This is a genomic window from Streptomyces sp. NBC_00503 (assembly GCF_036346895.1).
Taxonomy (GTDB): Bacteria; Actinomycetota; Actinomycetes; order Streptomycetales; family Streptomycetaceae; genus Streptomyces.
Genome location: NZ_CP107855.1, coordinates 2,779,842 through 2,803,322 on the forward strand (window position 1 = coordinate 2,779,842; position 23,481 = coordinate 2,803,322).

Genomic DNA, 23,481 nt, shown 5'->3' on the forward strand with positions numbered 1-23,481 from the left:
GCGGTGATGGACCGGGACGGCGTGGACCGTGCGCTGGCCCGGCTGGGCGCGGAGCACGAGGCCGTCGAGACCTCCCTGCTCGCGCTCCAGGACCATGCCGGACGGCGGCTGCTGGAGGGCGCCGGGCTGACCGGGGTCACCAAGGAGCGGTGGGCCGCGGCCGACGCGTCCATCACCCGGCTGTGGCGGTACTTCGACGCCTACAGCGGGGCGCTGGCCGCCGCCCGGGCGATCCGCGAGCGGCGCCGCTGGCCGACCCGCGAGGACCTGGTCGAGCTGACGGACCGGCTGAGCGGACCCGGGGTGCTGATCGCCGGAGCCGGGGTGGAGGGCGTGGCGCTGGCGGAGCGGTTCTCGCTCGCCGAGCTGGTGGCCCGGATGAACGAGCTGTACGCGGGCTCCCTGGACGTGGTGGTCGCCGCCGACTCGGTGTGGTCGGCCCTGCCCGCCCGCATCGACCTGCTCTCCGCCGAACTGCACCGGACCCGCTCCCTGGCCCACTCGGTCGGGGTCCGTCCGGGGGAACACCCCTCGGGCGACGACCTGGAGGCCATCACCGCCGAACTGGCGGAGCTGCGGGCCCGGGTGATCGAGGATCCGCTGGCGTTCTGGGTCGCGGTGGCGGGGAGTTCGGCCCCGGGGGGCGGCCGTCCGGACACCGGGCGCTACGACCGGGCCGCGCTCGCGCTGGAGGACGTACGCCGGGAGGTCGAGGCGGTGCGGGCCGTCCGGCACGATTCCGAGCAGCGGCTGATCGGTCTGCGGGACGTGCTCTCGCGGGCCGACCGGACGCTGGCGGAGGCCCGGGTGGCGCGCGGCGAGGTACTGGCGAAGATCGCAGCCTCCGAGGTGCCCGCGGTGAGCGGCCCGCCGACGGCGCTGCAGGAGCAGTTGTCGGCGGCGGCCGAGTACCGGCGGCAGTCCCAGTGGCACCGGCTCTCGCCGCTGCTGGAGTCGCTGGAGGAGCGCGCCGAGGAGGAACTGCTGCGGGCCCGCGAATCGTTGACCGCGGTGACGGCTCCGCTGGCGGTCCGGGCGGAGCTGCGCGGACGGCTGGACGCCTACAAGGCGAAGGTGGCCCGGCACGGCATGGCGGAGGACCCGCTGCTGATCGAGCGGTACGACGTGGCCCGGCGGATGCTGTGGAGCGCGCCGTGCGATCTCCGGGCCGCCGAGGAGGCCGTTCTGCGCTACCAGCGGGCGGCGGCGGAGACACTTGCCCTGGGGCAAGCGCAACCGCAACAACCACAGGTGCAGCAAGCGCAGTCACCGCAGTCACCGCAGGATCGGGAATGGGCCGAGGGGCCGAGGGAGGGGGACGCATGAGTCTGATCGGAACGGCGTGCATGCGCCCCGGCTGCTCGGGTTCGTACGAGGACATGGGCGGCGGCGAGCTGTACTGCGACACCTGCGGGCTGGCGCCGGCCGGCGCGGTCGCGGCGGGTGCGGAGCCGCTGGTGTCGGTGCCGACCGCGATGACGAGCGCGGCGCGCCTCGGGGAGTCGCAGGGCTCCCACGGGTCCGGACGGTCGGCTTCCTCCTCCTCGTCCTCGCGGGCCTCCCGGTCCTCGCGCTCCTCCTCCTCGCGCCGTTCGGTGTCGGGGCGGCTCTCGCGCGCCCTGTCGGGGGCCGCGTCCACCCGGTCGGTGTCGGTGCGCAGTTCGGTCTCGGGCGCGGCGGCTTCGGGCCGCAGCCGCCTCGGGGCCGGGCTGGTCGCCGTACCGGAGGTGCCTCGTCCGGATCCTTCGGAGGCGGTGCTGGAGAATCCGGAGGTGCCGGAGCGCAAGCGGTTCTGTTCGCGCTCGGACTGCGGTGCTCCGGTGGGCCGGGCCCGGGGTGAGCGGCCGGGCCGGACGGAAGGTTTCTGCACCAAATGCGGGCATCCGTACTCCTTCGTCCCCAAGCTCCGCGAGGGTGACCTCGTCCACGGCCAGTACGAGGTCGCGGGCTGCCTCGCGCACGGCGGCCTCGGCTGGGTCTACCTGGCGGTGGACCGGGCCGTGGCCCGGCGGTGGGTGGTCCTCAAGGGCCTGCTCGACACCGGGGACGAGGACGCGATGGCCGCCGCGATCTCGGAGCGGCGCTTCCTCGCGGAGATCGAGCACTCCAACATCGTGCGGATCTACAACTTCGTGGAGCACCTGGACGAGCGGACCGGTTCGCTGGACGGGTACATCGTCATGGAGTACGTCGGCGGCAAATCGCTCAAGGAGATCGCCAACGAGCGGCGGCGGCCGGACGGCCGGCGCGATCCGCTGCCGGTCGAGCAGGCCTGCGCGTACGGCATCGAGGCGCTGGAGGCCCTCGGCCACCTGCACAGCAGGAACCTCCTGTACTGCGACTTCAAGGTCGACAACGCCATCCAGCAGGCCGACCAGCTGAAGCTGATCGACATGGGCGCGGTACGGCGGATGGACGACGAGGAGTCGGCCATCTACGGCACCGTGGGCTACCAGGCGCCGGAGGTCGGGGACGTCGGCCCGTCGGTCGCCTCCGACCTGTACACGGTGGCGCGCACCCTGGCCGTCCTGACCTTCGACTTCCAGGGGTACACGAACGTCTTCGTGGACTCGCTGCCGGACCCGCAGCACATCGAGGTCTTCGGGCGGTACGAATCCTTCTACCGGCTGCTCGTACGGGCCACCGACCCCGATCCGGGACGGCGGTTCGCCTCCGCCCAGGAGATGGCGGACCAGCTGACGGGGGTACTGCGGGAGGTCGTCGCGCTCCAGACGGGCCGGCCGAGGCCGCAGGTCTCCACCCTCTTCAGCCCCGAACTCCGGGTCCCGGACGACCTGCTGTTCGCCGACGAGCCGGGCGCGGAGGTGTCCCGGCTGGGCGCACGCGCCGTGAAGCGGTGGCGGGGCGCCGCACCGGCCGCGCTCCCCCCGGTCCCGCAGTCCGCGGCGGGACCCGCCTCCCTTCCCGCCGTCCCGACGACCACCCCCGCGGCGGCCCCGCTCACCGGGTACGGGACCACCGGGCTGGTGACGACGGCCACGCACAAGGCCGGCGGCGGCGGACCCGCGGTCCCCGCGCCGCGACAGGCGCCCTCGGCGGCTCCACTGCCGCTGCCGCTGTCCACGCCTTCGGCGTCGGTCTCCGGCAACGGCTCCGCTCCCCGGCAGCCGGCACTGTCGACGCTGGACACCCGCGAGGCCTCGCTGGCGCTGCCCGTGCCGCTGGTCGACGCGTCGGACCCCAACGCCGGTTTCCTGGCCGGTCTGCTGGCCTCCGCCCCCGCCGACCTGCTGGCCGCGCTGAGCTCGGCTCCGGCCGAATCCGCCGAACTGCGACTGCGGGAACTCCGGGCCCGGCTCGAACTGGGCGAGACCGACGCGCCCCTCGTCGCCGAGGCGCTGGCCCGGCTGGAGGAGCGGCATCCGGACGACTGGCGGGTGGTGTGGGCCCGCGGCATCGCCTCCCTGGCCGTCGGGGAGGACGAGACGGCCGCCCTGTCCTTCGACGCCGTCTACGACGCCTTCCCCGGCGAACCCGCGCCGAAGCTGGCACTGGGGCTGTGCGCCGAGGTCCTGGGGCAGTTGGACAACGCCGCCGAGTACTACCGCCTGGTGTGGGCCACGGACCCCGGGTTCGTCGGCGCGGCCTTCGGGCTGGCCCGGGTGCAACTGGCCGCCGGGGACCGGGGCGCAGCGGTGCGCACGCTGGAATCCGTGCCCGAGGTGTCGATCCACCACACTGCCGCCCGGGTGGCCGCCGTACGGGCACGCTTGCGCGACCGGTCACCGCACGACGCCCTGCTGCCCGATCTGACGGCGGCCGCGGCGCAGGTGGAGGCACTGGACAGGTTCGGTCTGGACTCGGTGCGCCACGAGCGGCTGAGGGCGGAAGTTCTGGGGGCGGCGCTCGACTGGGTACTGTCGGGTAGTCGGGGTTCCGACCCCGGACCGACCTCGCTGCTCGGCTGCCAACTGGACGAGCGGGGGCTGCGCTTCGGCCTGGAGCGCTCGTTCCGCGTGCTGGCACGGCTGGCGCAGCGGGGCGAGGAGAGGATCGAACTGGTGGAGCGGGCAAACCGTTTCCGTCCCCGGACGTGGGTGTGATTGATGTCGATGCATCGGCTGTCGGGCTGCCCCAGCTGCGCGGAGCCCCTTGAGGAGGGTGACCGTTTCTGCGGCCTGTGCGGCTACGCCCTGACGGCCGCCGACCCCACGGGGCCGGCGGCGCCGTCGACGGCCGCCACGGACCAGGCCGCGGCTGAGGCTGCCTCTGCCCCGGCTCGGGCGGCGGCTCCGGCTGCGGTGGTGGCTCCGGCTCCCGCTGCCCCGGCCGCCCCGGCTCCGGCGGCTGCCGCTGCCGCTGCGGCGGTCGCCCCGCCTCCGGCCGCCGTTCCGGCCACGCGCTCAGCCGCGGCGGCCGAAGACGGCCTCGTGTCCCGGCCCTCCGGCGCCACCACCCACGGCCGATACGGCGGGCCGGCCGCCGCCGGGTACGCCGGCGAGCCCGCGCCCGGCTGGGGCAGCGTCTCCACCGCCGCCCCCACGCTGGTCGAGGGTCCCGTCGGCTGGTCCGACACGGCCGCCGCCCCGGACCCCCACGGCTCACCCCTCCGGCCCGAAGCCCCGTACGGCGCCGCATCCCACCCAGGACAAGGTCCCGCGGACGGAGCCCCGTACGGCGCCGCGGCCGCGCAGGATCCGGGCCCGGCGGCCGAACCCGGGTACGGCCTCGCCGCCCCGCAGGGGCAGACCTCCGCGGGCGAAGCCCCGTACGAAGGCACGCCCCCGCAGGGCGGGCCCGACACCTCCTACGACATCGCCGCCCCGCAGGGCGCTGCCCACTGGAACACCGGCCCGCAGGGCACCGGTTCCGGCGGCGAAGCCCACCAGGACTCCCCCGCCCCGCAAGGGCAGACCCCGGGCGGCGAAGCCCGGTACGACAGCCCCGCCCCGCAGGGCCAAGCGCAGACCCCGGGCGGCGAAGCCCCGTACGGGAGCACCGCCCCGCAGGGCGAAGGCGCCGGGAAGACCTGTGTGGCCTGCCGGGCCGGGCGGGTGGACACCGACGGGTACTGCGAGCACTGCGGGCACGCCCAGCCCCGGGAGCGGGACCACCTGGAGGAGGAGCTCGGGAGCGTCGCCGCCGTCAGTGACCGCGGGCTGCGCCACCACCGCAACGAGGACTCCTTCGCCGTGGCGGCCACCGCGCTGCCCGACGGCTCCGCCGCCACCGTGGCCATCGTCTGCGACGGCGTCTCCTCCGCCAGCCGCCCCGACGAGGCTTCGGCCGCCGCCGCGGCTGCCGCCAACGAGGCGCTGCTCGAGGCCCTGCCCCGCGGCGCCCACCCCCAAGAGGCCATGCACGAGGCGATCCTGGCCGCCGCCGCGGCGGTGAACGCGCTGGCTCCGGAGGTGCCGGGCGCCCAGAACGCCCCCGCCTGCACCCTGGTCGGCGCCGTCGTCAGCGGCGGTCTGCTGACCATCGGCTGGGTCGGCGACAGCCGTGCCTACTGGGTCCCCGACGACCGCGCCGCGCTCCCCCGCCGCCTCACCGAGGACGACTCCTGGGCCGCCCAGATGGTCGCGGCGGGCCTGATGGGCGAGGCCGAGGCCTACGCCGACGTCCGCGCGCACGCCATCACCGGCTGGCTCGGGGCCGACGCGTACGACTTGGAACCGCACACCGCCACCTTCAAGCCCGATCACGACGGTGTGATCGTGGTCTGCACCGACGGCCTGTGGAACTACGCCGAATCCGCCCGGGACATGGCCCAGGTCCTTCCCGCCGACGCCGCCGCCCGGCCCCTGCACAGTGCGCAGGTGCTGGTGGGCCACGCGCTCGACGGCGGCGGACACGACAACGTCACCGTGGCCGTCGTCCCCTTCGCCGCGCCCGAGGGCCCCGCCCCGGTCCAGGCCTGATCCCCGTCTGCGAGGAGTACCGACCGATGGCGAACTTCGCCAAGCCGAGCGCCCCGCGCTTCAACGTGGAGGTCTACCAGAACGAGTACCTCCCGGAGGGCGGCCGCGACGTCCACGCCATCGTCACGGTCACCTCCACCGGCGGGGCCACCGCCACCCGGACGTCCGTGCAGGGCGCCGCCGTCGTGATCATGGTCGACTGCTCCGGCTCCATGGAGTACCCGCCGGACAAGATGCGCGGAGCCCGCGAGGCCACCGCCGCCGCGATCGACACCCTCCGCGACGGCACCTCCTTCGCCGTGATCGCCGGCACGCACGTGGCCAAGGAGGTCTACCCCGGCCAGGGCCGCCTCGCCACCGCCGACGCCGCCACCCGCGCCCAGGCCAAGGAGGCCCTGCGCGGCCTCTCCTCCGGCGGCGGCACCGCCATCGGCACCTGGCTGCGCCTCGCCGACGGCCTGCTGCGCCAGTCCACCGCCTCGATCCGGCACGGGATCCTGCTCACCGACGGCCGCAACGAGCACGAGGATCCGGAGGTCCTCCGCGCCACCCTCGACGCCTGTGCGGGCCGTTTCACCTGTGACGCCCGCGGCGTGGGGACCGACTGGGAGGTCAGGGAGGTCACCGGCATCGCGAGCGCGCTGCTCGGCACCGCCGACATCGTGGCCGACCCAGCCCACCTCAGCGAGGACTTCACGCACATGATGGAGAACGTCATGGGCAAGGAGGTCGCGGACGTCGCGTTGCGCCTGTGGACCCCGGTGGGCGTGGAGATCCAGTACGTGAAGCAGGTCGCGCCGACCGTCCAGGACCTCACCGACCGCCGTACGGAGGCGGGCCCGCGCGCCGGGGACTACCCGACGGGCTCCTGGGGCGACGAGTCCCGCGAGTACCACGTGTGCGTACGGGTCCCGGGCGCGGCCGTGGGACAGGAGATGCTGGCCGCCCGCGCCACGCTCATCATGCCGGGGGCACCCGGCGAGGCCCCGACCGTCCTCTCCCAGGGGCTGGTCCGCGCGGTGTGGACGAACGACCTCGCCGCCTCGACCGCCATCAACGCCCAGGTCGCCCACTACACCGGGCAGGCGGAGCTCGCGCAGGCCATCCAGCAGGGTCTCGAAGCCCGCAAACTGGGTGATGTCGGCGGAGCGACGGCGAAGCTCGGCCGCGCCGTGCAGCTGGCGAGCAGCTCGGGCAACGCGGACACCGCGAAGCTCCTCGCGAAGGTGGTGGACGTCGTCGATGCGGCGGCGGGTACTGTGCGGCTGAAGGCGAAGGTCGCCGATGCGGACGAGATGACCCTTGAAACGCGTTCGACCCAGACCGTTCGAGTGAAAAAAGCCTGACGCTCAGCTCAGCTCAACCGCACGCCGATTGCACAGACGAAGAAGCAAGACACAGACGAAGCCGAAGAGCCTGCCGCGATGGCGCAGGAAGAAGGAGGAAGCGCCGCGATGCCGACCTGCCCGAACGGGCACCAGTCCGCCTCCGACGACTGGTGCGAGGTCTGCGGTCACCGCATGGCTGCCCCTACGGGCACCCCCGCGGCGCCCACCTACGGCTACGGCTACCCTCCGACCGGCGAGGCGACCGCCCAGGCCGAGCTCTGCCCGCAGTGCCGGACCCCGCGCGAGGCGATGGCCCCCTTCTGCGAGGAGTGCCGGTACAACTTCCTGACGCGCACGGCGACTTCGTACACCCCGCTCGCCCCGGACCTGAGTCGGGTCCAGAACCAGGGCCAGAACCAGGGTCAGGGCCAGGGCCAGGGCCAGGGCCAGAATCAGGGCCAGCACCAGGGCACGCCCGGTCCTCCGCCGCCGCCCCCGGCCCCGGCTCCGCTCGCGCCGTCCGCTCCGCCCGCGTACTCCCAGGACCACTTCGAGTACGAGGGCTCGCGCCCCTCCCAGGTCAACCGCGCCGCCGAGCCGCTGCAGCGCGAGGACGACTGGATGCTGCCGCCTCCGGCGCACCAGGAGTACCAGCAGCCCCAGTACCAGCAGCAGCCTCCGCCGCCCCCGCAGCAGCAGGGGTACCAGCAGCAGCCCCCGACGGGTCAGTACCAGCCGCCGCAGCAACATCAGCAGCCGCAGCAGCCCTTCGCACCCCACCGGCAGGGCGGCGGCCCCTGGACCGCCACCATCGGCCCGGACCGCTCGTACTTCATGGCGATGATGCACCGCAGCGGCCCCGAGGCGGCGGGCCTCAACCTGCCCGCGTACTCCCCCGAGCAGCACCTCCCGCTCTCCGGCGGCCAGATCACCATCGGCCGCCGCCGCGCCTCGACCGGCGAGTCCCCCGACATCGACCTGTCGGTGCCCCCGGAGGACCCGGGCGTCTCGCACCAGCACGCGGTACTGGTGCAGCAGCCCGACGGCAGCTGGGCCGTGGTGGACCAGAACTCCACCAACGGCACCACCATCAACGGCGGCGAGGAGTCGATCCAGCCCTACGTGCCGGTCCCGCTCGGCGACGGCGACCGCGTCCACGTCGGCGCCTGGACCACGATCACCATCCGCCAGGGCTGAGCCCGCGGCCGGGCAGGGCTAGGCCCGGCCGTCCGACTCCCCCAGGGGCCACACGTAGGGCCCCTGGGGATCGTCGAGCCACGACCACTGCCCCTCGGCGGTGACCGTCACGCCGAAGCGCTCGCGCGCCGGCCGGTCCTCGCGCCGCCACAGGTCCAGCGCCTCCCGGGGGTGCAGTGCGCCCGAGGTCAGCACCAGCATGAACTGGAAGCGCTCGTTCTCCACCAGCTCGTACGGGAGCCCCTGCGGGGTCCCGTAGGTGCCCGGCGGCGCCGCCGTGGCGCCCCGCAGCGGTACGAAGTACGCCGGGGTGTGCAGGAAGCGGCCCTCCGCGAACCCCTCGTCCCGCACGGTCAGCGCGATCAGCCCGGTCGACAGCGGGGCCAGGATCCGCGCCCCCGCACGGCACTGGGCGAGCCAGGCGGGCGGGATCAGCGGGAGCGTGCAGGTCACCAGGATCCGGTCGAAGGGGCCCCTGGAGGGACATCCGCGCGCCCCGTCGCCGGTGACCACCGCGGGCCGGTAGCCCAGCAGGGCCAGGTGCGAGCGCGCCGACTCGGTGATCTCCTCGTCCAGGTCCACGGTGGTGACGAGCCCGTCGCCGAGCCGGTGGCAGAGCAGGGCCGCGTTGTAGCCGGTGCCCGCGCCGATCTCCAGCACGTTGTCCCCGTCGCGCACCTCCAGGGCCTCCAGCATGTTCGCCATCAGCGAGGGCTGGCTGCTGGAGGAGACGAGCTCGCCGTCGCGCAGCCGGGTGGCGAGCGGGGCGTCCGCGTAGACCCCGCGCAGCCAGCGGGCCCGCCGCTCGGGATCGGGGTCCTCGGCCCAGAGCCGCTCGTGCCCGGCCCCGCGGCCGGTGAAGTAGTACGGGACGAAGACGTGCCGCGGTACGGCGGCGAAGGCCGCCCGCCAGGCCGGGTCCCCCAGCGCCCCGGCGGCGGTGAGTTCCCGTACCTGGGCGGCATGCGCGGTCTCCCGCATGTCGCGTACCCCGGCGTCAGCGCCCATGCCTCCACTGTCCTGCGGACGGGGCTCGCGGGCGACCTCTGGAGGTCCGGCCCGGGAGGTCCGTCCCGGGAGTCCTAGGACCGGGGACCTCCGTCCGGGCGTCTGAGACGATGGTCGGGTGAACGAGATTCCGCGGGGTACGGTCCAGGAGCAGACTTTCTACGAGCTGGTGGGCGGCGAGGACACCTTCCGCCGCCTGGTGCACCGCTTCTACCAGGGGGTGGCCGAGGACCCGCTGCTGCGGCCGATGTACCCGGAGGGGGACCTGGGCCCCGCCGAGGACCGGTTCGCGCTCTTCCTGATGCAGTACTGGGGCGGCCCGAACACCTACAGCGAGAACCGCGGCCACCCGCGCCTGCGCATGCGGCACGCACCGTTCCAGGTGGATGCGGCGGCGCACGACGCGTGGCTCAAGCACATGCGGGTGGCGGTGGACGAGCTCGCCCTCGCCCCGGAGTACGAGGCGCAGCTGTGGCGCTACCTGACGTACGCCGCCGCATCCATGGTCAACACCGCGGGTTAGACCGGACGCACCAGCAGTGCGCCGAGGCCGCCGGGGCGGCGCGTGGCGATCGACCCGTACGGGGTGCGCAGCCGCAGCCAGCCCCCGGACGCGAACAGCGCCACCGTTTCGGGGGCTCCGGGCGGGGTGGGTCCGGCGGGCACGGTGGACCGTACCGGCCGCAGGAAGCCCAGGGACTGCGCGGCGTGGACGGCGCGCAGCGGAAGTTCGGTGTCCCCCAGGGTGCGGGACCAGATCTCGCGGCCGATGCGGTCGCGCTCGGACCGGGTCCGGTGCTGCGGGGGCAGGGCCTCGTCACGGGCCCGGAATTCGGCGACGGAGGCGGCCAGGGCCCCGCGGATCGCCTCGGGTCCCGGCAGCCCGGCGACCGGGGCCCAGCCGCCGCGGGGCGGGAGCACCCCGGCCCAGGGCGGTCCGGTGACGGCCGCGGGCACGAGGGCTCCGCCGGAGGTCTCGTCGACCGACTCCAGCAGCTCGCCGGCCGACACGGTGACGTCCAGCGGCGTCCCCACGGGCACGGCGAGGCGCACCGTACGGATGGCCAGCACGTCGAAGGACGGCGGCCGCCCGAAGACGGCGAGCGCGCCGCCGCCGGCCTGCGCCTGCAGGCGGACGGCGGCGGCGCGGTCGTAGTGCACCAGCCGGCCCAGGAAGGCGGCGAGGTCCGCCGCCTCCCCGGAGTCGGCGAAGTGCAGCTGCTCGTTCATGCCGCGATGCCCTCGACGCCGGCGGCGCCGGTCTTCGGCTGCGCCTTCGGCTCGTCCAGGTACTCCTGGAGGAAGAGCTTCTCCTCGGCCGTGATGCGGCGGGGCCGCCCCTCGGCGAGGTTGTACGGCACGACCACGGTCTCGGCGCGCACGTAGACCGTCTCGGGCGCGTCCTCGGTCGCCTCGTCCTTGACCTCGTAGCGGATGGTCAGGGACGCGGCGCCTATCCGGGTCACCCAGGACTCGATGAGGACCGGCTCGTGACGGTGCACGAGGGGCAGCTTGTAGTCGATCTCGTGGCGGGCCACGACGGAACCGCCCGTGAAGGACTCACTGCCCTCCCCCGGCGCGAGGCGGAACATGAAGTCGATCCGCGCCTCCTCCAGATAGCGGAGGAAGACGACGTTGTTGACGTGCCCGAAGGCATCCATGTCCGCCCAGCGCAGGGGGCAGCGGTAGTGGTGTCTGGCCATGGCCCTCGACCTCAGCCCTCAGCCTCGGGTGAGCTTCTTGTAGGTGGCGCGGTGCGGACGGGTCGCGTCCGCACCGAGCCGCTCGACCTTGTTCTTCTCGTACGACTCGAAGTTGCCCTCGAACCAGTACCACTTGGACTCGCCCTCGTACGCCAGGATGTGCGTGGCGACCCGGTCCAGGAACCAGCGGTCGTGGGAGATGACCACGGCCGCACCGGGGAATTCGAGGAGCGCGTTCTCGAGCGAGGACAGGGTCTCGACGTCGAGGTCGTTGGTGGGCTCGTCGAGGAGCAGCAGGTTGCCGCCCTCCTTGAGCGTCAGCGCCAGGTTGAGGCGGTTGCGCTCACCACCGGAGAGGATGCCGGCGGCCTTCTGCTGGTCCGGACCCTTGAAGCCGAAGGCGCTGACGTACGCGCGGGACGGCATCTCGACCTGGCCGACGTTGATGTAGTCCAGCTCGTCCGACACGACGGCCCACAGGGACTTCTTGGGGTCGATGTTGGCGCGGCTCTGGTCGACGTACGAGATCTTCACGGTCTCGCCGACCTTGACGGAGCCGGAGTCCGGCTCCTCCAGGCCCAGGAGCATCTTGAAGAGCGTGGTCTTGCCGGCGCCGTTCGGGCCGATGATGCCGACGATGCCGTTGCGCGGCAGCGTGAAGGACAGGTCGTCGACCAGGACCTTGTCACCGAACGCCTTGGAGAGGTTGTTGACCTCGACCACGATCGAGCCCAGACGCGGGCCCGGCGGGATCTGGATCTCCTCGAAGTCCAGCTTGCGCATCTTGTCCGCCTCGGCGGCCATCTCCTCGTAGCGGGCGAGGCGGGCCTTGGACTTGGTCTGACGCCCCTTGGCGTTGGACCGCACCCACTCGAGCTCTTCCTTGAGGCGCTTCTGGCGCTTCTCGTCCTTGCGGCCCTCGACCTTGAGACGGGTGGCCTTCTTCTCCAGGTAGGTGGAGTAGTTGCCCTCGTACGGGTGGGCGCGGCCGCGGTCGAGCTCGAGGATCCACTCGGCGACGTTGTTCAGGAAGTAACGGTCGTGGGTGACGGCCACGACGGCACCCTTGTACTGCGAAAGGTGCTGCTCCAGCCAGTTCACCGACTCGGCGTCGAGGTGGTTGGTGGGCTCGTCGAGGAGGAGCAGGTCCGGGGCCTCGATCAGCAGCTTGCAGAGCGCGACGCGGCGCTTCTCGCCACCGGAGAGGTTGGTGACGGGCCAGTCGCCGGGCGGGCAGCCCAGGGCGTCCATGGCCTGCTCGAGCTGGGCGTCGAGGTCCCAGGCGTTGGCGTGGTCCAGGACCTCCTGGAGCTTGCCCATCTCGTCCAGCAGCGCGTCGGTGTAGTCGGTCGCCATTTCCTCGGCGACCTCGTTGAAGCGCTTCAGCTTCGCCATGATGTCGGCCGCGCCGTCCTGGACGTTCTCCAGGACCGTCTTGGCCTCGTCGAGCTTGGGCTCCTGCATGAGGATGCCGACGGTGAAGCCGGGAGACAGGTACGCCTCGCCGTTGGACGGCTGCTCCAGCCCCGCCATGATCTTGAGGACGGTGGACTTACCGGCGCCGTTGGGGCCGACCACACCGATCTTCGCGCCGGGCAGGAAGTTCAGGGTGACGTCATCAAGAATCACCTTGTCGCCGTGCGCCTTGCGCGTCTTGCGCATGGTGTAGATGAACTCAGCCAAGAGAAACCGTCCGGCAGATCGATGGGTGGGCAGATACACCCCATCTTGCCTGACGTCCATCCCCCGGGGGAAACCCGTATGGTCCCGGCGCCCTGACCTGGGCACCACCGGGAGGGGCGGTCGCCTCCGGGGAATCGCTTTGCCCGTGGGGGCCGCGTGCGGTCGCACGGGGCCCGCTCCGGGCTGTGGATGTTCCGCGAGGGAAAGCGCGTGGAGGACTGCGGGACCCGCGCCCGGCCTGGTGGGCGGGTACGGCTGTCCCGCGGCCCCGCGCCACGGCAGGATGGCGCGGAACAGGCGGCGGCCGGGGGGTCGCGGCCGGGGCGGGGGGAGCGGTGGAGCCGTGGACAACGGGCTGATCGCGCTGGGAGCCGCGGTGGTCGGCGTGGCCGGGACGCTGCTGGCGACCGTGCTGTCGCAGCGGATGGTGGCGGGCGTGCAGGCGGCGCAGTTCGAGCGCGAGCAGCGGGTGGCGCAGACGCGGTGGCTGCGGGAACGGGAGCTGGCGGAGCAGGCCCGCAGGCGCGACTGCTACACGGCGGCCAATGCCGCGTACCGGAGGTACCGGATCGCCCTCATGTCGTTCCTGTGGCTCGCCCGCGGGGCGCGGGCCACCCCGGAGGAGCGCACGGTCCTGGAGGAGGCCCGCAGCACGCACCACGTGGCGTTCGCCGAGGCGCAGATGGTCGCGTCCTCGGAGGTGCTCGCGGAGCTGGACCTGCTGACGGAGGCGCTCTCCGGGACGTACCACCGGACGGTTCGGCTCGGGCAGGGCGATCCCGTCGCGAACGGCTCGTTCGAGGAGATCCACGCCGAGCTGCTCGGGCTCGGGGCGCGCTGGGAGCGCATGCGGGCCGCGATGCGCGTGGACCTCGGCGTGGACGCACGGGACGGCGCGGACGCACCCGATAGGGACGGCCGCGGCCTGGACGGCCGGGGCGCGGGCGGCCGGGGCGTCGGCGCGAGTGACCTGGACGTCCCGGGCGCAGGCGGCCGGGGCGCCGACGCGATGGAGCTGGGCGGCCGGGGCGCGGACGGGCCGGCCGCGGGCGGCTGAGGGCCGGGCGCCACCGCGGGGGCGGCGCCCGGTCCGGGTCAGGCCTTGGGGCCCTGGCGGCGGGTGCGGGCGGCGAAGACGAAGCCCGCGCCCGCGACCAGCGCGGCGCCCGCTCCGGTGGACACCCACAGCGGGTCGGTGCCGGTGGCGGCGAGCACCTTGGTTCCGGTGGAGCCTGTCGGATTCGTGTTGGCGTTGCCCGTGGTGCTGGTGCCGGAGCCCTTTTTGGCGTCGGCCACGACGACCCCCGGGGTGCCGGTGCCCGTCCCGGTCCCGGTGCCGGCGCCGCTGCCGGCGTCCGGCTTGGCTCCGGCGGCCTTCTCGTCCTTCGCGCGGGCCTCGGCCTGTCCGGTCTTCAGGAAGGCCTCGCGGTCGGCGGGAGTGCCCTTGAGGGCGGCCTTGCCGGCCTTCTGGACCTCGGGACCACCGACACTGATGATCTTCGTGATGGCGAGGCGGTTGTCCTCGTCCCGCAGCTCGAACTGGGTCACCGCGAGGAACTGCTCCAGCTCGGCCAGGGTCGGGCTGGTGTTGAAGATCTGGTCGATCGCCTTGGCGAGGATCGGGCCCGCCGTGCCCTCCATGCGGGCCAGCTCGACCCGGATGTCGGAGGCGCGGGCCTTGAAACGGCCGGTCTTCAGGAAGGCCTCGCGGTCCGCCGCCGAGCCCTGGAGGGCCGCCTTCGCCGCCTCGATCACGCCGCGGTTGACGCCGGTACCCGCCTGGGCCTTGTGGATGATCCGCGAGATCCAGACGCGGTTGTCGTCGTCCCGGGCCTCGTACTGGCCCGTCTTCAGGAAGGCCTCGCGGTCGGCCGCCGAGCCCCTGAGGGCGGCGCCGCCCGCCTCGACCACGCCGGCACTGACCTCGGAGTTCCTCATGGCCTGGTCCATGATCTGCCCGATCAGCACCCGGTTGTCCTGGTCCCGGGCGACGTACTGGCCTGTCTCCAGGAAGGCACGCATCGCCGCCGGGCCGCCGTCGATGGCCTTGCTGCCCGCCTTGCGGAACTCCGAGCCCGCGGGCGTCGCCGCCATCAGGCGCAGGATGGCCACCCGGTCGTCCTCGGCCTGCTGCCCGCCGCCGTCGGCCTTCACCACCGCGGCACCGGCCGGGGCCCCGTCCGGGGCGGACGCGGGTGCCGGGGTCGCGGGGTTCGCCGAGTCGGCGGCGAAGGCCGGCGAGGCGAACAGAACGGCCGGGGCGATGGCCGCCGTGACGACCGACGCGGCTATCCGGGACAACTTCACGAGCAGCACCTCAACATTGAAATGATCACGTTTGCCGGTTCACCTTAGCCACGAAGAACCGCATGATCCACTTCAATTGAAGTGGATTGAATTCGTCCGGTTACGGGCGCCGATACACCGGACAAACCACGCACACGTCCGGATCTCGGCCTCGCACGAGGACGCTCGGGCGCACCCGCGTTCGCTGTCGCGAGCGACCGGAGCTCCGGCCGCAGCGCCTACTGCCCGCCCGTCCCCCGGTCCGCGCCGGGACCCTCTTCCAGCGGGCGCTTGCGCAGCAGCAGGACGACGAGGCCGCCGAGGACCACCAGGCCGACCGCCAGGGACGCGATGACCGGGGTGGCCGTCGAGCTGCCGCTCGTGGCCAGCCGCTCCTCCGAGGTTTCCACCGAGCCCGCCGAGGCGGGGACGGACATCGTGCCCAGCGTCGACACCGTCGCGCCCGAGGCGGCCGCGTCCTTCGCGTCGGCCTGCTGGACCGCCGTGGGCCGCGGCCACTTCGCCGTGGCCGTGGCCCCGAGGGCGGACTCGCTGGAGCCGGCCACGATCTGGGCCTGTGCGGGCACCCCGCTGGTGAAGACCCGCCCCACCGGAACCCGCGTGGACCCGTGGACGGTGACCGAGGCGGTGCCGTCCGGCGTCCCCGCCGGCACCTCGAAGAACAGCTTCGTTCCGTTGGTGGCGGTGTCGACCTGCCGTCCCTCGGCGTCCAGCACCCGCACCCCCATGGCCACGGCCGCCGCGTCCGGGGTCACGCTCACGCTCTGCGCGCCCGTCCGCACGGTGACGGGCCCGATCCGGCTGCCCGCCGGTCCCGACACCTCGCCGGGGTCCAGCCCCAGCGAGGCCGGGGGCTCCGGCAGCCGGCCCGCCTCCCGCTGGAGGTAGTCGGCCAGCTTCTGCGCCTGCGGATCCGCCGCCTCGACCCGCACGCCGTCGGCCAGCCGCCAGATGGCCACCTGGGTCCCGGCCGCGGCGCTCTCTGCGGTCAGCCCGGAGGCTCCGGCCGCCTTGGCCAGCCCGGCGAGATCGTTCAGCTGGGGGTAGGAGTGCTCCAGGACCCAGCGGACCCGGCCGCCCTCGCCGTTTCCGGCCAGGGGGGTGCCGTTCCAGCCGCTCTCCGCGTACCGGGCCTGGGGCTGCGCGTTGCCCGCGATGCCGACTCCGTACGTCTGGAGCATTCCACCGCCGTCGACCCGCATCTCGTACAGTCCGGCCGGGATCTGCCGCACGGAGCCGTCCGCTCCGCGCAGGACGGCCTGCCCGTAGGTCTTCAGCCCGTCCAGCACGGCGCTCGCGCCCTCCGGCGCCCGGGGTGGGAGCGGGCCGGTGTCGGCGGCCGCGCGTGCGCCCGGCGCCGTGGTGAGCGCCGCGGCGAGCAGCGCCACCGCGATGGGCAGCCGCGCGGAGCCCCGTCTGGCCGCGCCGGCCGGGACGCGAGCCGGACCGGGAGCCCGACCAGGAGCCGGAAGAACGGCAGGAGTCCGATCGTCATCCGAAACGGAATCCGGAGCTTCGGCGTGAGCAGCAGCAGGAACGGAGGATGCGGGAACGGCAATCGACACAGTCTTCCCCTTCGGGCCGAAGGCCCAGGCGCCCGTGAGTACCGGGGAATCCTAGCCGCCTCGAACACTCAGACCACCGCCGCCTTCTGAGTACCCATCAGCGGTGTGTCCGTCCTGACCACCCGCCGGAAGGCGGCCGTTCCCCGGTTCAGGTCGTGCCCGATGGCGGTCGCGTCGATCTCCGCGGAGATCCACCTGTTCCCCTCCGCGTCGGGTGGTGCGTCGCGCACCCTCAGCCGCCCGTGGACCACCAGCGGCTCCCCCACGGAAACGGATCCGGCGAGGTTCACGGCGAGGGCGCGCCGGGCCCAGACCGTGTAGAAGCTGGTGGGAGCGTCCGCCCAGGCCTCTTTCTTCCGGTCGTAGTACCTCGGGGTGACGGCGAAGCGGAACCGGGCCGCCGGACCGCTCGTCGTCTCCTTGTAGTCGATCTGGGTGGCCACGTAGCCCACCAGCGTCACCTGGGTGTCGTTCATCCCGGCCGTCCTCCCGGGATCGCGGCCGCGCGCTCGGCAACGCGCCGCCCCGATCCGCATTCCGTACCCGCCCGGACCATCCGCACGAGGTACGACCATGCTGGCCCGGTCCGCCGGAACCCGCTGGGGCCTGTGGATTACTGACGGGCTGTGGAAAACCTCGCCACCGTCGCGTACTGCTCCCGCACCTCCCGGTAGCGCAGCAGCTCCGCCGCCACCGGCTCCAGCACCCGGGCCCGCCCGCAGCCGGCCGCCGCCTGCCGCAGCCGGCGTTCCGCGTCCTGCCCGTACCGTCTGGCCGGGCCCCGGGCCCCGATCGAGCAGGCCCACTCCACCAGCGGGCCTCCGATGATGCCCGCCACCATCAGCAGCACCGGCGGCATCAGCCGCGGTTCCAGGACCCCGGCGATCTGCCCGACCAGCCAGAGCCCGCCGTAGATCTGGAGCAGGGTCATGGCCGCCTGCGCGAGCACCGCCGCCGGCCACCACGAGGGCCGCGGCGGCTTGGCGCCGGGCACCGCGACAGCTGCGCCGAGGGTCACCGCGATCTCGTCCAGCGCCTCCGGGAGCCCTTCGGCGCCGCGGACCGCTGTCTCCCGTACGGCCTGCGCCCAGGGGTCGGGCAGGCCTCGGATCGCCTCGTCGGCGACGGTCCGCACGGCCTGTTCCACCCGCTGGCGGGCCGTCACCTCCTCCTCGGCCGGCACCTCGGGGGCCGCCGGTGAGCGGCCGATCGCCGCCAGGGCGGCGAGGCCGACCAGCGAGCGCGGGGCGCGCCGGTTCTCGTACCACCGCCACAGCCGCAGCCACGGGGTCCCGCACGCCCTTCCGGCATTGCGCCGCCAGGCCCGCTCGGCGGCGAGGCCGGCCGCGTAGGCCCCGACCGCCTCGGCGAGGCGGTCCTCGAACTCGGCGCGCGCCGTCTCCCCGATCTCCGGCCCGGTGTGGCCGTCGGCGATGTAGAGGGGCCGCAGGCGCGCCGCCGCCCGGTCGACGTCGGCCGAGATCCGCCGGGTCGCGGCGCCCTTCTCCTGGGTGAACTGCCCGAGCATCTCCCGCAGCTCCCCGACGCCTTCACCCGTAAGGGCGGAGAGCCCGATGACGGTGGCCCCGGGCTCGCCGTGCTCGCCGAGGGCGATCCCGTCGTCGTCGAGGAGCCTGCGCAGGTCGTCCAGTACGAGGTCGGCGGATTCGCCGGGCAGCCGGTCCACCTGGTTCAGCACGACGAAGGTCACCTCGGCGTGACCGGCCAGCGGGCGCAGGTACCGCTCGTGCAGCACCGCGTCCGCGTACTTCTCCGGGTCCACCACCCACACCACCGCGTCGACCAGGGCCAGGACCCGGTCCACGTGGTCGCGGTGCGCGCCGACCGCCGAGTCCAGGTCGGGGAGGTCGACGAGGACCATGCCGCGCAGCACCTCGGCCTCCGAGGTCTCGCGGGGGCGGCGGCGCAGCCTCCCGGGGATCTCGAGGCGGTCCAGCAGGCCGGCTGCGCCGTCCGACCAGCTGCACGCGATGGGTGCGGCGGTGGTGGGCCGGCGCAGCCCGGTCTCGGAGATCTGCACTCCGGCGAGTGAATTGAAGAGGGTCGACTTGCCGCTTCCGGTGGCCCCGGCGATGGCGACGACGGTGTGCTGCGCCGACAGCCCGCGCCGCGCCGCCGCCTCGTCCAGCACCCGTCCGGCCTCGGTGAGGGTCTTGCCGTCGAGGATCCGGGTCCGCGAGAGTCCGATGAGCTGGCGCAGTGCGTCGAGGCGGACGCGCAGGGCCTGCGCTTCGGGGCTGAGCGGGGGCGCGGGGGCCTTGCCGCCGTCGCTGCCTGCGCCGGAGACCGCCCGTACGAGTGCTTCGTCGCCCTCGTCGTCCCCGGTCGCGGGCCAGTCGTCGTCGGCGACCCGGGGGCGCGAGCGCGCGATGAGCCCGTCGTCCCAGCGGTCGTCGGTCCGGTCGGTCAAGGCGGTCACCGCGTCACCTCTCCTTCTGCAGTACGGACAGTGCGGCGATCAGCTCGGCCTGGGGTTCGGGACTGACTTCGAGCGCCTCGATCGGGGCGAGGCGGCGGTCGCGTTCGGCGCGCAGCACCTCGTCGAGGTGTTCTGCGACCAGTTCGCCGCCCCGGTCGCGCAGGCGTACGGCGGCCTGTACGCCGATCCGTTCGGCGAGCTTCTCCCCCGCCGGGCGGGCCCGCTTGCCGCCGAGGAGGGCGGCGACCAGGAGGGCGGCGATCCCGTCGGGGTCGGGTGCGGGCTGCTTGTCGAGCCGCGCGACCTCCTCCTCGGCGAGTTCCTCCAGCACGCGCCGCCAGCGCCGTACGGACATGCCGATACGTTCCGCCGCCTCGCGGTCGGGGGCCGGCAGGGCCACGGCGCCGGCCGCGGGCTCGCGCCTCCAGGCGTCGGCGATCCGCTCGTCGGCGGCGGCGACGGCGCACTGGAGGAGTGCGGCGAGGGATTCCGCGAGCGAGTCGAGGAGTTCGTCGGCGCTGGTGTCGAGCGGGTAGCCGCGCCAGCGGGTCAGCGCGTCCCCGGCGAGTACGGCGCCCCGGTCGAGGCGGCCCCGGACCCGCTTGCCCTCCCTCTTGTACGCGTCCTCGACCGCGGAGGTCAGCCGCACGGAGGCGGCGTGCTGGGCCGCGACGGCCGAGGCGAGCTCGGGCATCCGGCGCCCGAGGGAGTCGAGCGCGCCGAGCGCGGTGCGCCCGACGGCGTACTGGCGGGCGGCCGGATCCTGCGCGTGGTGGGCGAGCCACGCGAACAGCGGCGCGACGGCGCTGGCGGGCAGGAGCCCGCCCCCGCCGGCCGATTCTGGCAGTTCGGGCACCGTGAACCGCGGTACGTCGCCCAGCCCGGCCCGCGTGAGCAGGGCCCCGTACTGCCGGGAGACCTCGGTGAGCACCTGGTGCGGGACCCGGTCGAGGACGGTGACCAGGGTGGCCTTGTACTGCTTGGCGGTGCGCAGGAGGTGCCAGGGCACGGCGTCGGCGTAGCGCGAGGCAGTGGTGACCATGACCCAGACGTCGGCGGCGCAGATGAGTTGGGCGGCGAGCGTCCGGTTGTCGACGACGAGGGAGTCGATGTCGGGGGCGTCGAGGATGGCGAGACCGCGGGGCAGGGTGGAGACGGTCTCGATGCGGACTTCCCGGGCGGCGTTCGCGTGCCTGTCGCCCGGACGGTGGGGGGTCTTCCGGATGGCCGGAAGGGAGTCCTCGTCGGCCTGCGGATCCCAGACCCGCATCAGGTCGGGGAGCACCCGCATCCCGGCGAACCAGTGATGGTCATCCGGATGGCAGACGAGCACGGGGGTCCGGGTCGTGGGCCGGAGGACTCCGGCTTCACTCACCTTGCGCCCCACGAGGGAGTTGACGAGGGTGGACTTACCGGCTCCGGTGGACCCGCCGACGACGGCGAGCAGCGGCGCCTCGGGCGCCTTCAGCCGGGGTACGAGGTAGTCGTCGAGCTGCGCGAGCAGCTCGGCTCTGGTCTGGCGGGCGCGCGGAGCGCCGGGCAGGGGCAGCGGCAGACGCACGGACGCGACCCGGTCGCGCAGGGCGGACAGGGCATCGAGCAGCTGAGGCCGAACATCCAAGGTCACCACATGCGAAGAATGCCCAATTTGGGACCATTTTTGAAGCTTATACGTCCTCTGCGCGCCGAGCGCTACTCCACTGGGACATCCTGGACAGTGCGGACGAGTGGGGCGCAGGCATAACGAGTGCACAACACCCAGGGCGCCACGGCGCAAAAGCGATGCGAGAATCGCACCTGCCTGCGATTATCGGGACCGCTTCACCGAACCTACACAACGTGGCACGCGGGTGAAGCAACCGGGACAAGGCAACCGGAGCCCTATCCTTGACCCGGCACGGACCACAGTCCCACCCCCACCCCGGGGCTCCAGGCCACCACGGCCACCTTCCGGCCCCCGTAGCTCAGTGGATAGAGCAGGTGCCTTCTAAGCACTTGGCCGCAGGTTCGAGTCCTGCCGGGGGCACTTCCCGCGTCCCGTCCCGAACCCTCCCTCCAGGGAGGGTTTTCGTGCAGGTCAGCGCACTTTACCCAGAGCCTCGTAGCGACGACGTAAGCCTCTGGCTCCGGCTCCGCGGCCTCCTGTCCAAGGACAGGACCGGGACTCAGGTATGAGTCGGTGTCACTCTTTCGGCAGAGATCCGGTTCGTCCTCGAGAGGGACGCGGGTTACGGATCGGGCCACGAATACTCGTAGACATGAGCCGCCGTCCTCTCGTCATCGCCGCCGCAACCGTCGGAGTCCTCGCCACCGCCGCCATCGCCCTCCCCAACCTGCCGAACAACCCCCTGACCGACACGATCAACGACCACGTGTTCAAGGAGAAGGGCAAGCGGTTCGCGACGGCCGCCGACGCACCCACGCGCGGGAAGCCGGCGTGGGTACTGCCCGGCTGGATACCGAAGGACGCCACCGATGTCCGAATAAAGGCGCGGACCGACGGCGGGGCCCGGCTGATCCGGTTCACGCTGGGCGCGACCCCGCTCGACGGTCCGCAGTGCTCGGCGGGCAAGCCGAAGAAGAACGCGCGGACGGCGCTGGCGGCCAAGTGGTGGCCGGGCGACATCCGGGCCGAGGCGCGCCCCGAATGCCGTGACTACTACCAGTACCAGGTCGCGGTGCGCGGAAAGAACGTCTACGCCTGGACCGACGGCACCCCGTCCCCCGGCGCGAAGACGCACGACGGCGCCCCGGTCCACCCGGCGACGAGCCACGCCCGCTGATCCGCACGCCCAGATTTCCTTCACACCGCGTGCGGTTAGGCTTTCGCGGTGACCACGCATGCGGACGACCTGGGCGTGAACCGGCTCGGCGCCGACGTGCCGCGCGTCGGGGTGCTGCCTTCGGTGTGGTCCCTGGACACCACCCTGGACGTGGTCGGCGGGCTCCGTGTCGACGAGGCGCTGCCGCTGCTGGACGCGGCCGAGCGCGATCGCGCCGAGCAGTTCCTGAAGGCGGACGCCCGCCACGGGTACGTGGCCTCGCACCTGGGACTGCGGGTGCTGCTCGGCGCCCACCTGGGGCTGGCTCCGGCCGAGGTCGCGTTCATCCGCGAGGAGTGCCCCTGCTGCGGCGGCCCGCACGGCCGGCCCGCCGTCGCCGCCGACGGGCGCCACGAAGGCGGCAGCGTCCCGCACTTCTCCCTCTCGCACAGCGACGACATGGCCTACCTCGCCTTCGCGCGGGTACCCGTCGGCGTGGACGTGGAGGCCGTTCCGGGCGCGGCGGCGGTGGAAGCCGTACTGGACAACCTGCACCCGGCGGAGACCGCCGAGCTCACGGCCCTCGCCGAGCCGGACCGGCCGCAGGCGCTGGCCCGCGTGTGGTCCCGCAAGGAGGCCTGCCTCAAGGCCACCGGGACGGGCGTGGCACTGGGCCTGGTCGAGCCCTACGTCGGCTCCGCCGCCACCCCGGCACCGTTCCCCGGCTGGATCCTGGCGGATCTCCCCGCCCCTCCCGGCTTCGCCGCCGCCCTCGCCCTGCGCACGGCGGACCCGACCGCCACCTGACCCGGGCCGGGCGCATGAACCGGGCCGCCGAGGCGTGAACCCGGCCGGGCGCGTGCACCCGGCCGCCGCCGCGCCCATCGGGCAGGGCTACCGCCGACTCCACGGCGTCGCCGCGCCCCGGGCCGCACCCCCGCCCGCGCGCCACACGCCACGCGCCCCGGCCACGCCCCGCGCGCCATGTGCCCCGCGCGCCGCGCCACGCGCCACGCCGTAGCGAAATCCCGCGGCCCCCCGGACACCGGGCCGTTATCGTCGCCGCCATGGACATCCGAGCCGCCCGCACCCCCGCCGAACTCCAAGCCGCGGAACCCCTCTTCGACGGGCCCGTCCGCCCGGACTGGTCCGAGCGGTTCCTCGCCGCTCCCGGGCACTTGATGCTCATCGCCTACGTGGACGGCGTACCCGCCGGAATGGTCTCCGGCATCGAGATGAGCCACCCCGACAAGGGCACCGAGATGTGCCTGTACGAACTCTCCGTGGACGAGGGCTACCGGCGGCGCGGCATCGGCCGCGCCCTGACGCAGGCACTCGCCGCCGAGGCCAAGGCGCGCGGCTGTTACGGCATGTGGGTGGGCGTCGACACCGACAACGAGGCCGCGCTGGCCACCTACGAAGCGGCCGGCGCCCTCGACGAAGGCGTCTTCGCCATGCGCGGCTGGCCCATCACCCCGGTCTGAGCCGTCTCTTGCGGATCTCGCCGGGCGGCGCGGGCCCGGCAAGATCCGGAAGGGACGTCTGACGACGGCCCCTAGTGCTGTGGCCGGAAAGGTTTGCCGGGTCGCGGCGTCCGGTGCGGTGC

The 23,481-nt window shown here is 73.6% G+C and carries 19 protein-coding genes and 1 tRNA gene; 11 read left to right on the forward strand and 9 right to left on the reverse strand.

What is annotated here, in order from left to right; genetic code table 11:
* Positions 1-6: 6 nt before the first annotated feature.
* From OG490_RS12985 to OG490_RS13005, 5 genes are all read left to right on the forward strand, one after another.
* A complete protein-coding gene (locus tag OG490_RS12985) occupies positions 7-1,326 on the forward strand; it encodes a hypothetical protein (RefSeq protein ID WP_330300902.1) in 1,320 nt (439 codons plus the stop codon).
* Positions 1,323-4,064: a tetratricopeptide repeat protein gene (locus OG490_RS12990; RefSeq protein WP_330296444.1), complete on the forward strand. Its 2,742-nt coding sequence runs from the start codon at positions 1,323-1,325 to the stop codon at positions 4,062-4,064. Before OG490_RS12985 ends, OG490_RS12990 begins: the two co-directional genes overlap by 4 nt.
* A 3-nt stretch (positions 4,065-4,067) precedes the next feature.
* Positions 4,068-5,882: a protein phosphatase 2C domain-containing protein gene (locus OG490_RS12995; protein WP_330296445.1), complete on the forward strand. Its 1,815-nt coding sequence runs from the start codon at positions 4,068-4,070 to the stop codon at positions 5,880-5,882.
* A 26-nt stretch (positions 5,883-5,908) separates the two neighbouring features.
* Positions 5,909-7,228 (forward strand): vWA domain-containing protein, encoded by a 1,320-nt coding sequence (locus OG490_RS13000; RefSeq protein ID WP_330296446.1) that lies wholly within the window; start codon positions 5,909-5,911, stop codon positions 7,226-7,228.
* 78 nt (positions 7,229-7,306) lie between these two features.
* Entirely contained in the window at positions 7,307-8,407 is a 1,101-nt protein-coding gene (locus OG490_RS13005) for an FHA domain-containing protein (RefSeq protein ID WP_443065801.1), read from the forward strand.
* Positions 8,408-8,425: 18 nt separating this feature from the next.
* On the opposite strand, the gene OG490_RS13010 is transcribed toward OG490_RS13005, so the two are convergent.
* Positions 8,426-9,415: a methyltransferase domain-containing protein gene (locus OG490_RS13010; protein WP_330296447.1), complete on the reverse strand. Its 990-nt coding sequence runs from the start codon at positions 9,413-9,415 to the stop codon at positions 8,426-8,428.
* A gap of 118 nt (positions 9,416-9,533) precedes the next feature.
* On the opposite strand from OG490_RS13010, the gene OG490_RS13015 reads away from it, so the two are divergent.
* Complete coding sequence (locus OG490_RS13015; protein WP_330296448.1) at positions 9,534-9,938, forward strand: globin; 405 nt, start codon at positions 9,534-9,536, stop codon at positions 9,936-9,938.
* Here OG490_RS13015 and OG490_RS13020 read toward each other — a convergent pair.
* From OG490_RS13020 to ettA, 3 genes are read right to left on the reverse strand one after another with little or no spacing between them, the layout of a single operon-like run.
* Positions 9,935-10,645: a hypothetical protein gene (locus OG490_RS13020; RefSeq protein ID WP_330296449.1), complete on the reverse strand. Its 711-nt coding sequence runs from the start codon at positions 10,643-10,645 to the stop codon at positions 9,935-9,937. The two genes, OG490_RS13015 and OG490_RS13020, sit on opposite strands and share 4 nt — an antisense overlap.
* Positions 10,642-11,118 (reverse strand): acyl-CoA thioesterase, encoded by a 477-nt coding sequence (locus OG490_RS13025; protein WP_330296450.1) that lies wholly within the window; start codon positions 11,116-11,118, stop codon positions 10,642-10,644. The genes OG490_RS13020 and OG490_RS13025 overlap by 4 nt, the downstream gene beginning before the upstream one ends.
* An 18-nt stretch (positions 11,119-11,136) precedes the next feature.
* Positions 11,137-12,801 (reverse strand): energy-dependent translational throttle protein EttA, encoded by a 1,665-nt coding sequence (gene ettA, locus OG490_RS13030; protein ID WP_330296451.1) that lies wholly within the window; start codon positions 12,799-12,801, stop codon positions 11,137-11,139.
* A 343-nt stretch (positions 12,802-13,144) separates the two neighbouring features.
* Here ettA and OG490_RS13035 point away from each other — a divergent pair, with 343 nt between their 5' ends.
* The gene (locus tag OG490_RS13035) at positions 13,145-13,858 is read left to right on the forward strand and encodes a hypothetical protein (protein ID WP_330296452.1); all 714 of its coding nucleotides are present in this window, start codon (positions 13,145-13,147) and stop codon (positions 13,856-13,858) included.
* Positions 13,859-13,896: 38 nt separating this feature from the next.
* Here the strand turns inward: OG490_RS13035 and OG490_RS13040 are convergent, their stop codons facing one another.
* From OG490_RS13040 to OG490_RS13060, 5 genes are all read right to left on the reverse strand, one after another.
* The gene (locus OG490_RS13040) at positions 13,897-15,108 is read right to left on the reverse strand and encodes an ALF repeat-containing protein (protein ID WP_330296453.1); all 1,212 of its coding nucleotides are present in this window, start codon (positions 15,106-15,108) and stop codon (positions 13,897-13,899) included.
* Between the two features lie 218 nt (positions 15,109-15,326).
* Entirely contained in the window at positions 15,327-16,496 is a 1,170-nt protein-coding gene (locus OG490_RS13045; RefSeq protein WP_330296454.1) for a thioester domain-containing protein, read from the reverse strand.
* 245 nt (positions 16,497-16,741) lie between these two features.
* Positions 16,742-17,149 carry a single-stranded DNA-binding protein gene (locus OG490_RS13050; protein ID WP_330296455.1) on the reverse strand — a complete coding sequence of 136 codons (408 nt, stop codon included), beginning with the start codon at positions 17,147-17,149 and terminating at the stop codon, positions 16,742-16,744.
* A 137-nt stretch (positions 17,150-17,286) separates the two neighbouring features.
* Entirely contained in the window at positions 17,287-19,113 is a 1,827-nt protein-coding gene (locus OG490_RS13055; protein ID WP_330296456.1) for a GTPase, read from the reverse strand.
* Between the two features lie 4 nt (positions 19,114-19,117).
* The gene (locus tag OG490_RS13060) at positions 19,118-20,734 is read right to left on the reverse strand and encodes a dynamin family protein (protein ID WP_443065802.1); all 1,617 of its coding nucleotides are present in this window, start codon (positions 20,732-20,734) and stop codon (positions 19,118-19,120) included.
* A 332-nt stretch (positions 20,735-21,066) separates the two neighbouring features.
* Between OG490_RS13060 and OG490_RS13065 the strand changes: the two genes are divergently transcribed.
* The 4 genes from OG490_RS13065 to OG490_RS13080 all read left to right on the forward strand — a co-directional run bounded on the left by OG490_RS13065 (position 21,067) and on the right by OG490_RS13080 (position 23,359).
* A tRNA-Arg gene (locus OG490_RS13065) sits at positions 21,067-21,139 on the forward strand.
* Between the two features lie 232 nt (positions 21,140-21,371).
* The gene (locus tag OG490_RS13070; protein WP_330296458.1) at positions 21,372-21,896 is read left to right on the forward strand and encodes a hypothetical protein; all 525 of its coding nucleotides are present in this window, start codon (positions 21,372-21,374) and stop codon (positions 21,894-21,896) included.
* 48 nt (positions 21,897-21,944) lie between these two features.
* Positions 21,945-22,682 (forward strand): 4'-phosphopantetheinyl transferase family protein, encoded by a 738-nt coding sequence (locus OG490_RS13075; RefSeq protein ID WP_330296459.1) that lies wholly within the window; start codon positions 21,945-21,947, stop codon positions 22,680-22,682.
* A gap of 260 nt (positions 22,683-22,942) precedes the next feature.
* A complete protein-coding gene (locus OG490_RS13080; protein ID WP_330296460.1) occupies positions 22,943-23,359 on the forward strand; it encodes a GNAT family N-acetyltransferase in 417 nt (138 codons plus the stop codon).
* The last annotated feature ends 122 nt before the right edge of the window (positions 23,360-23,481 follow it).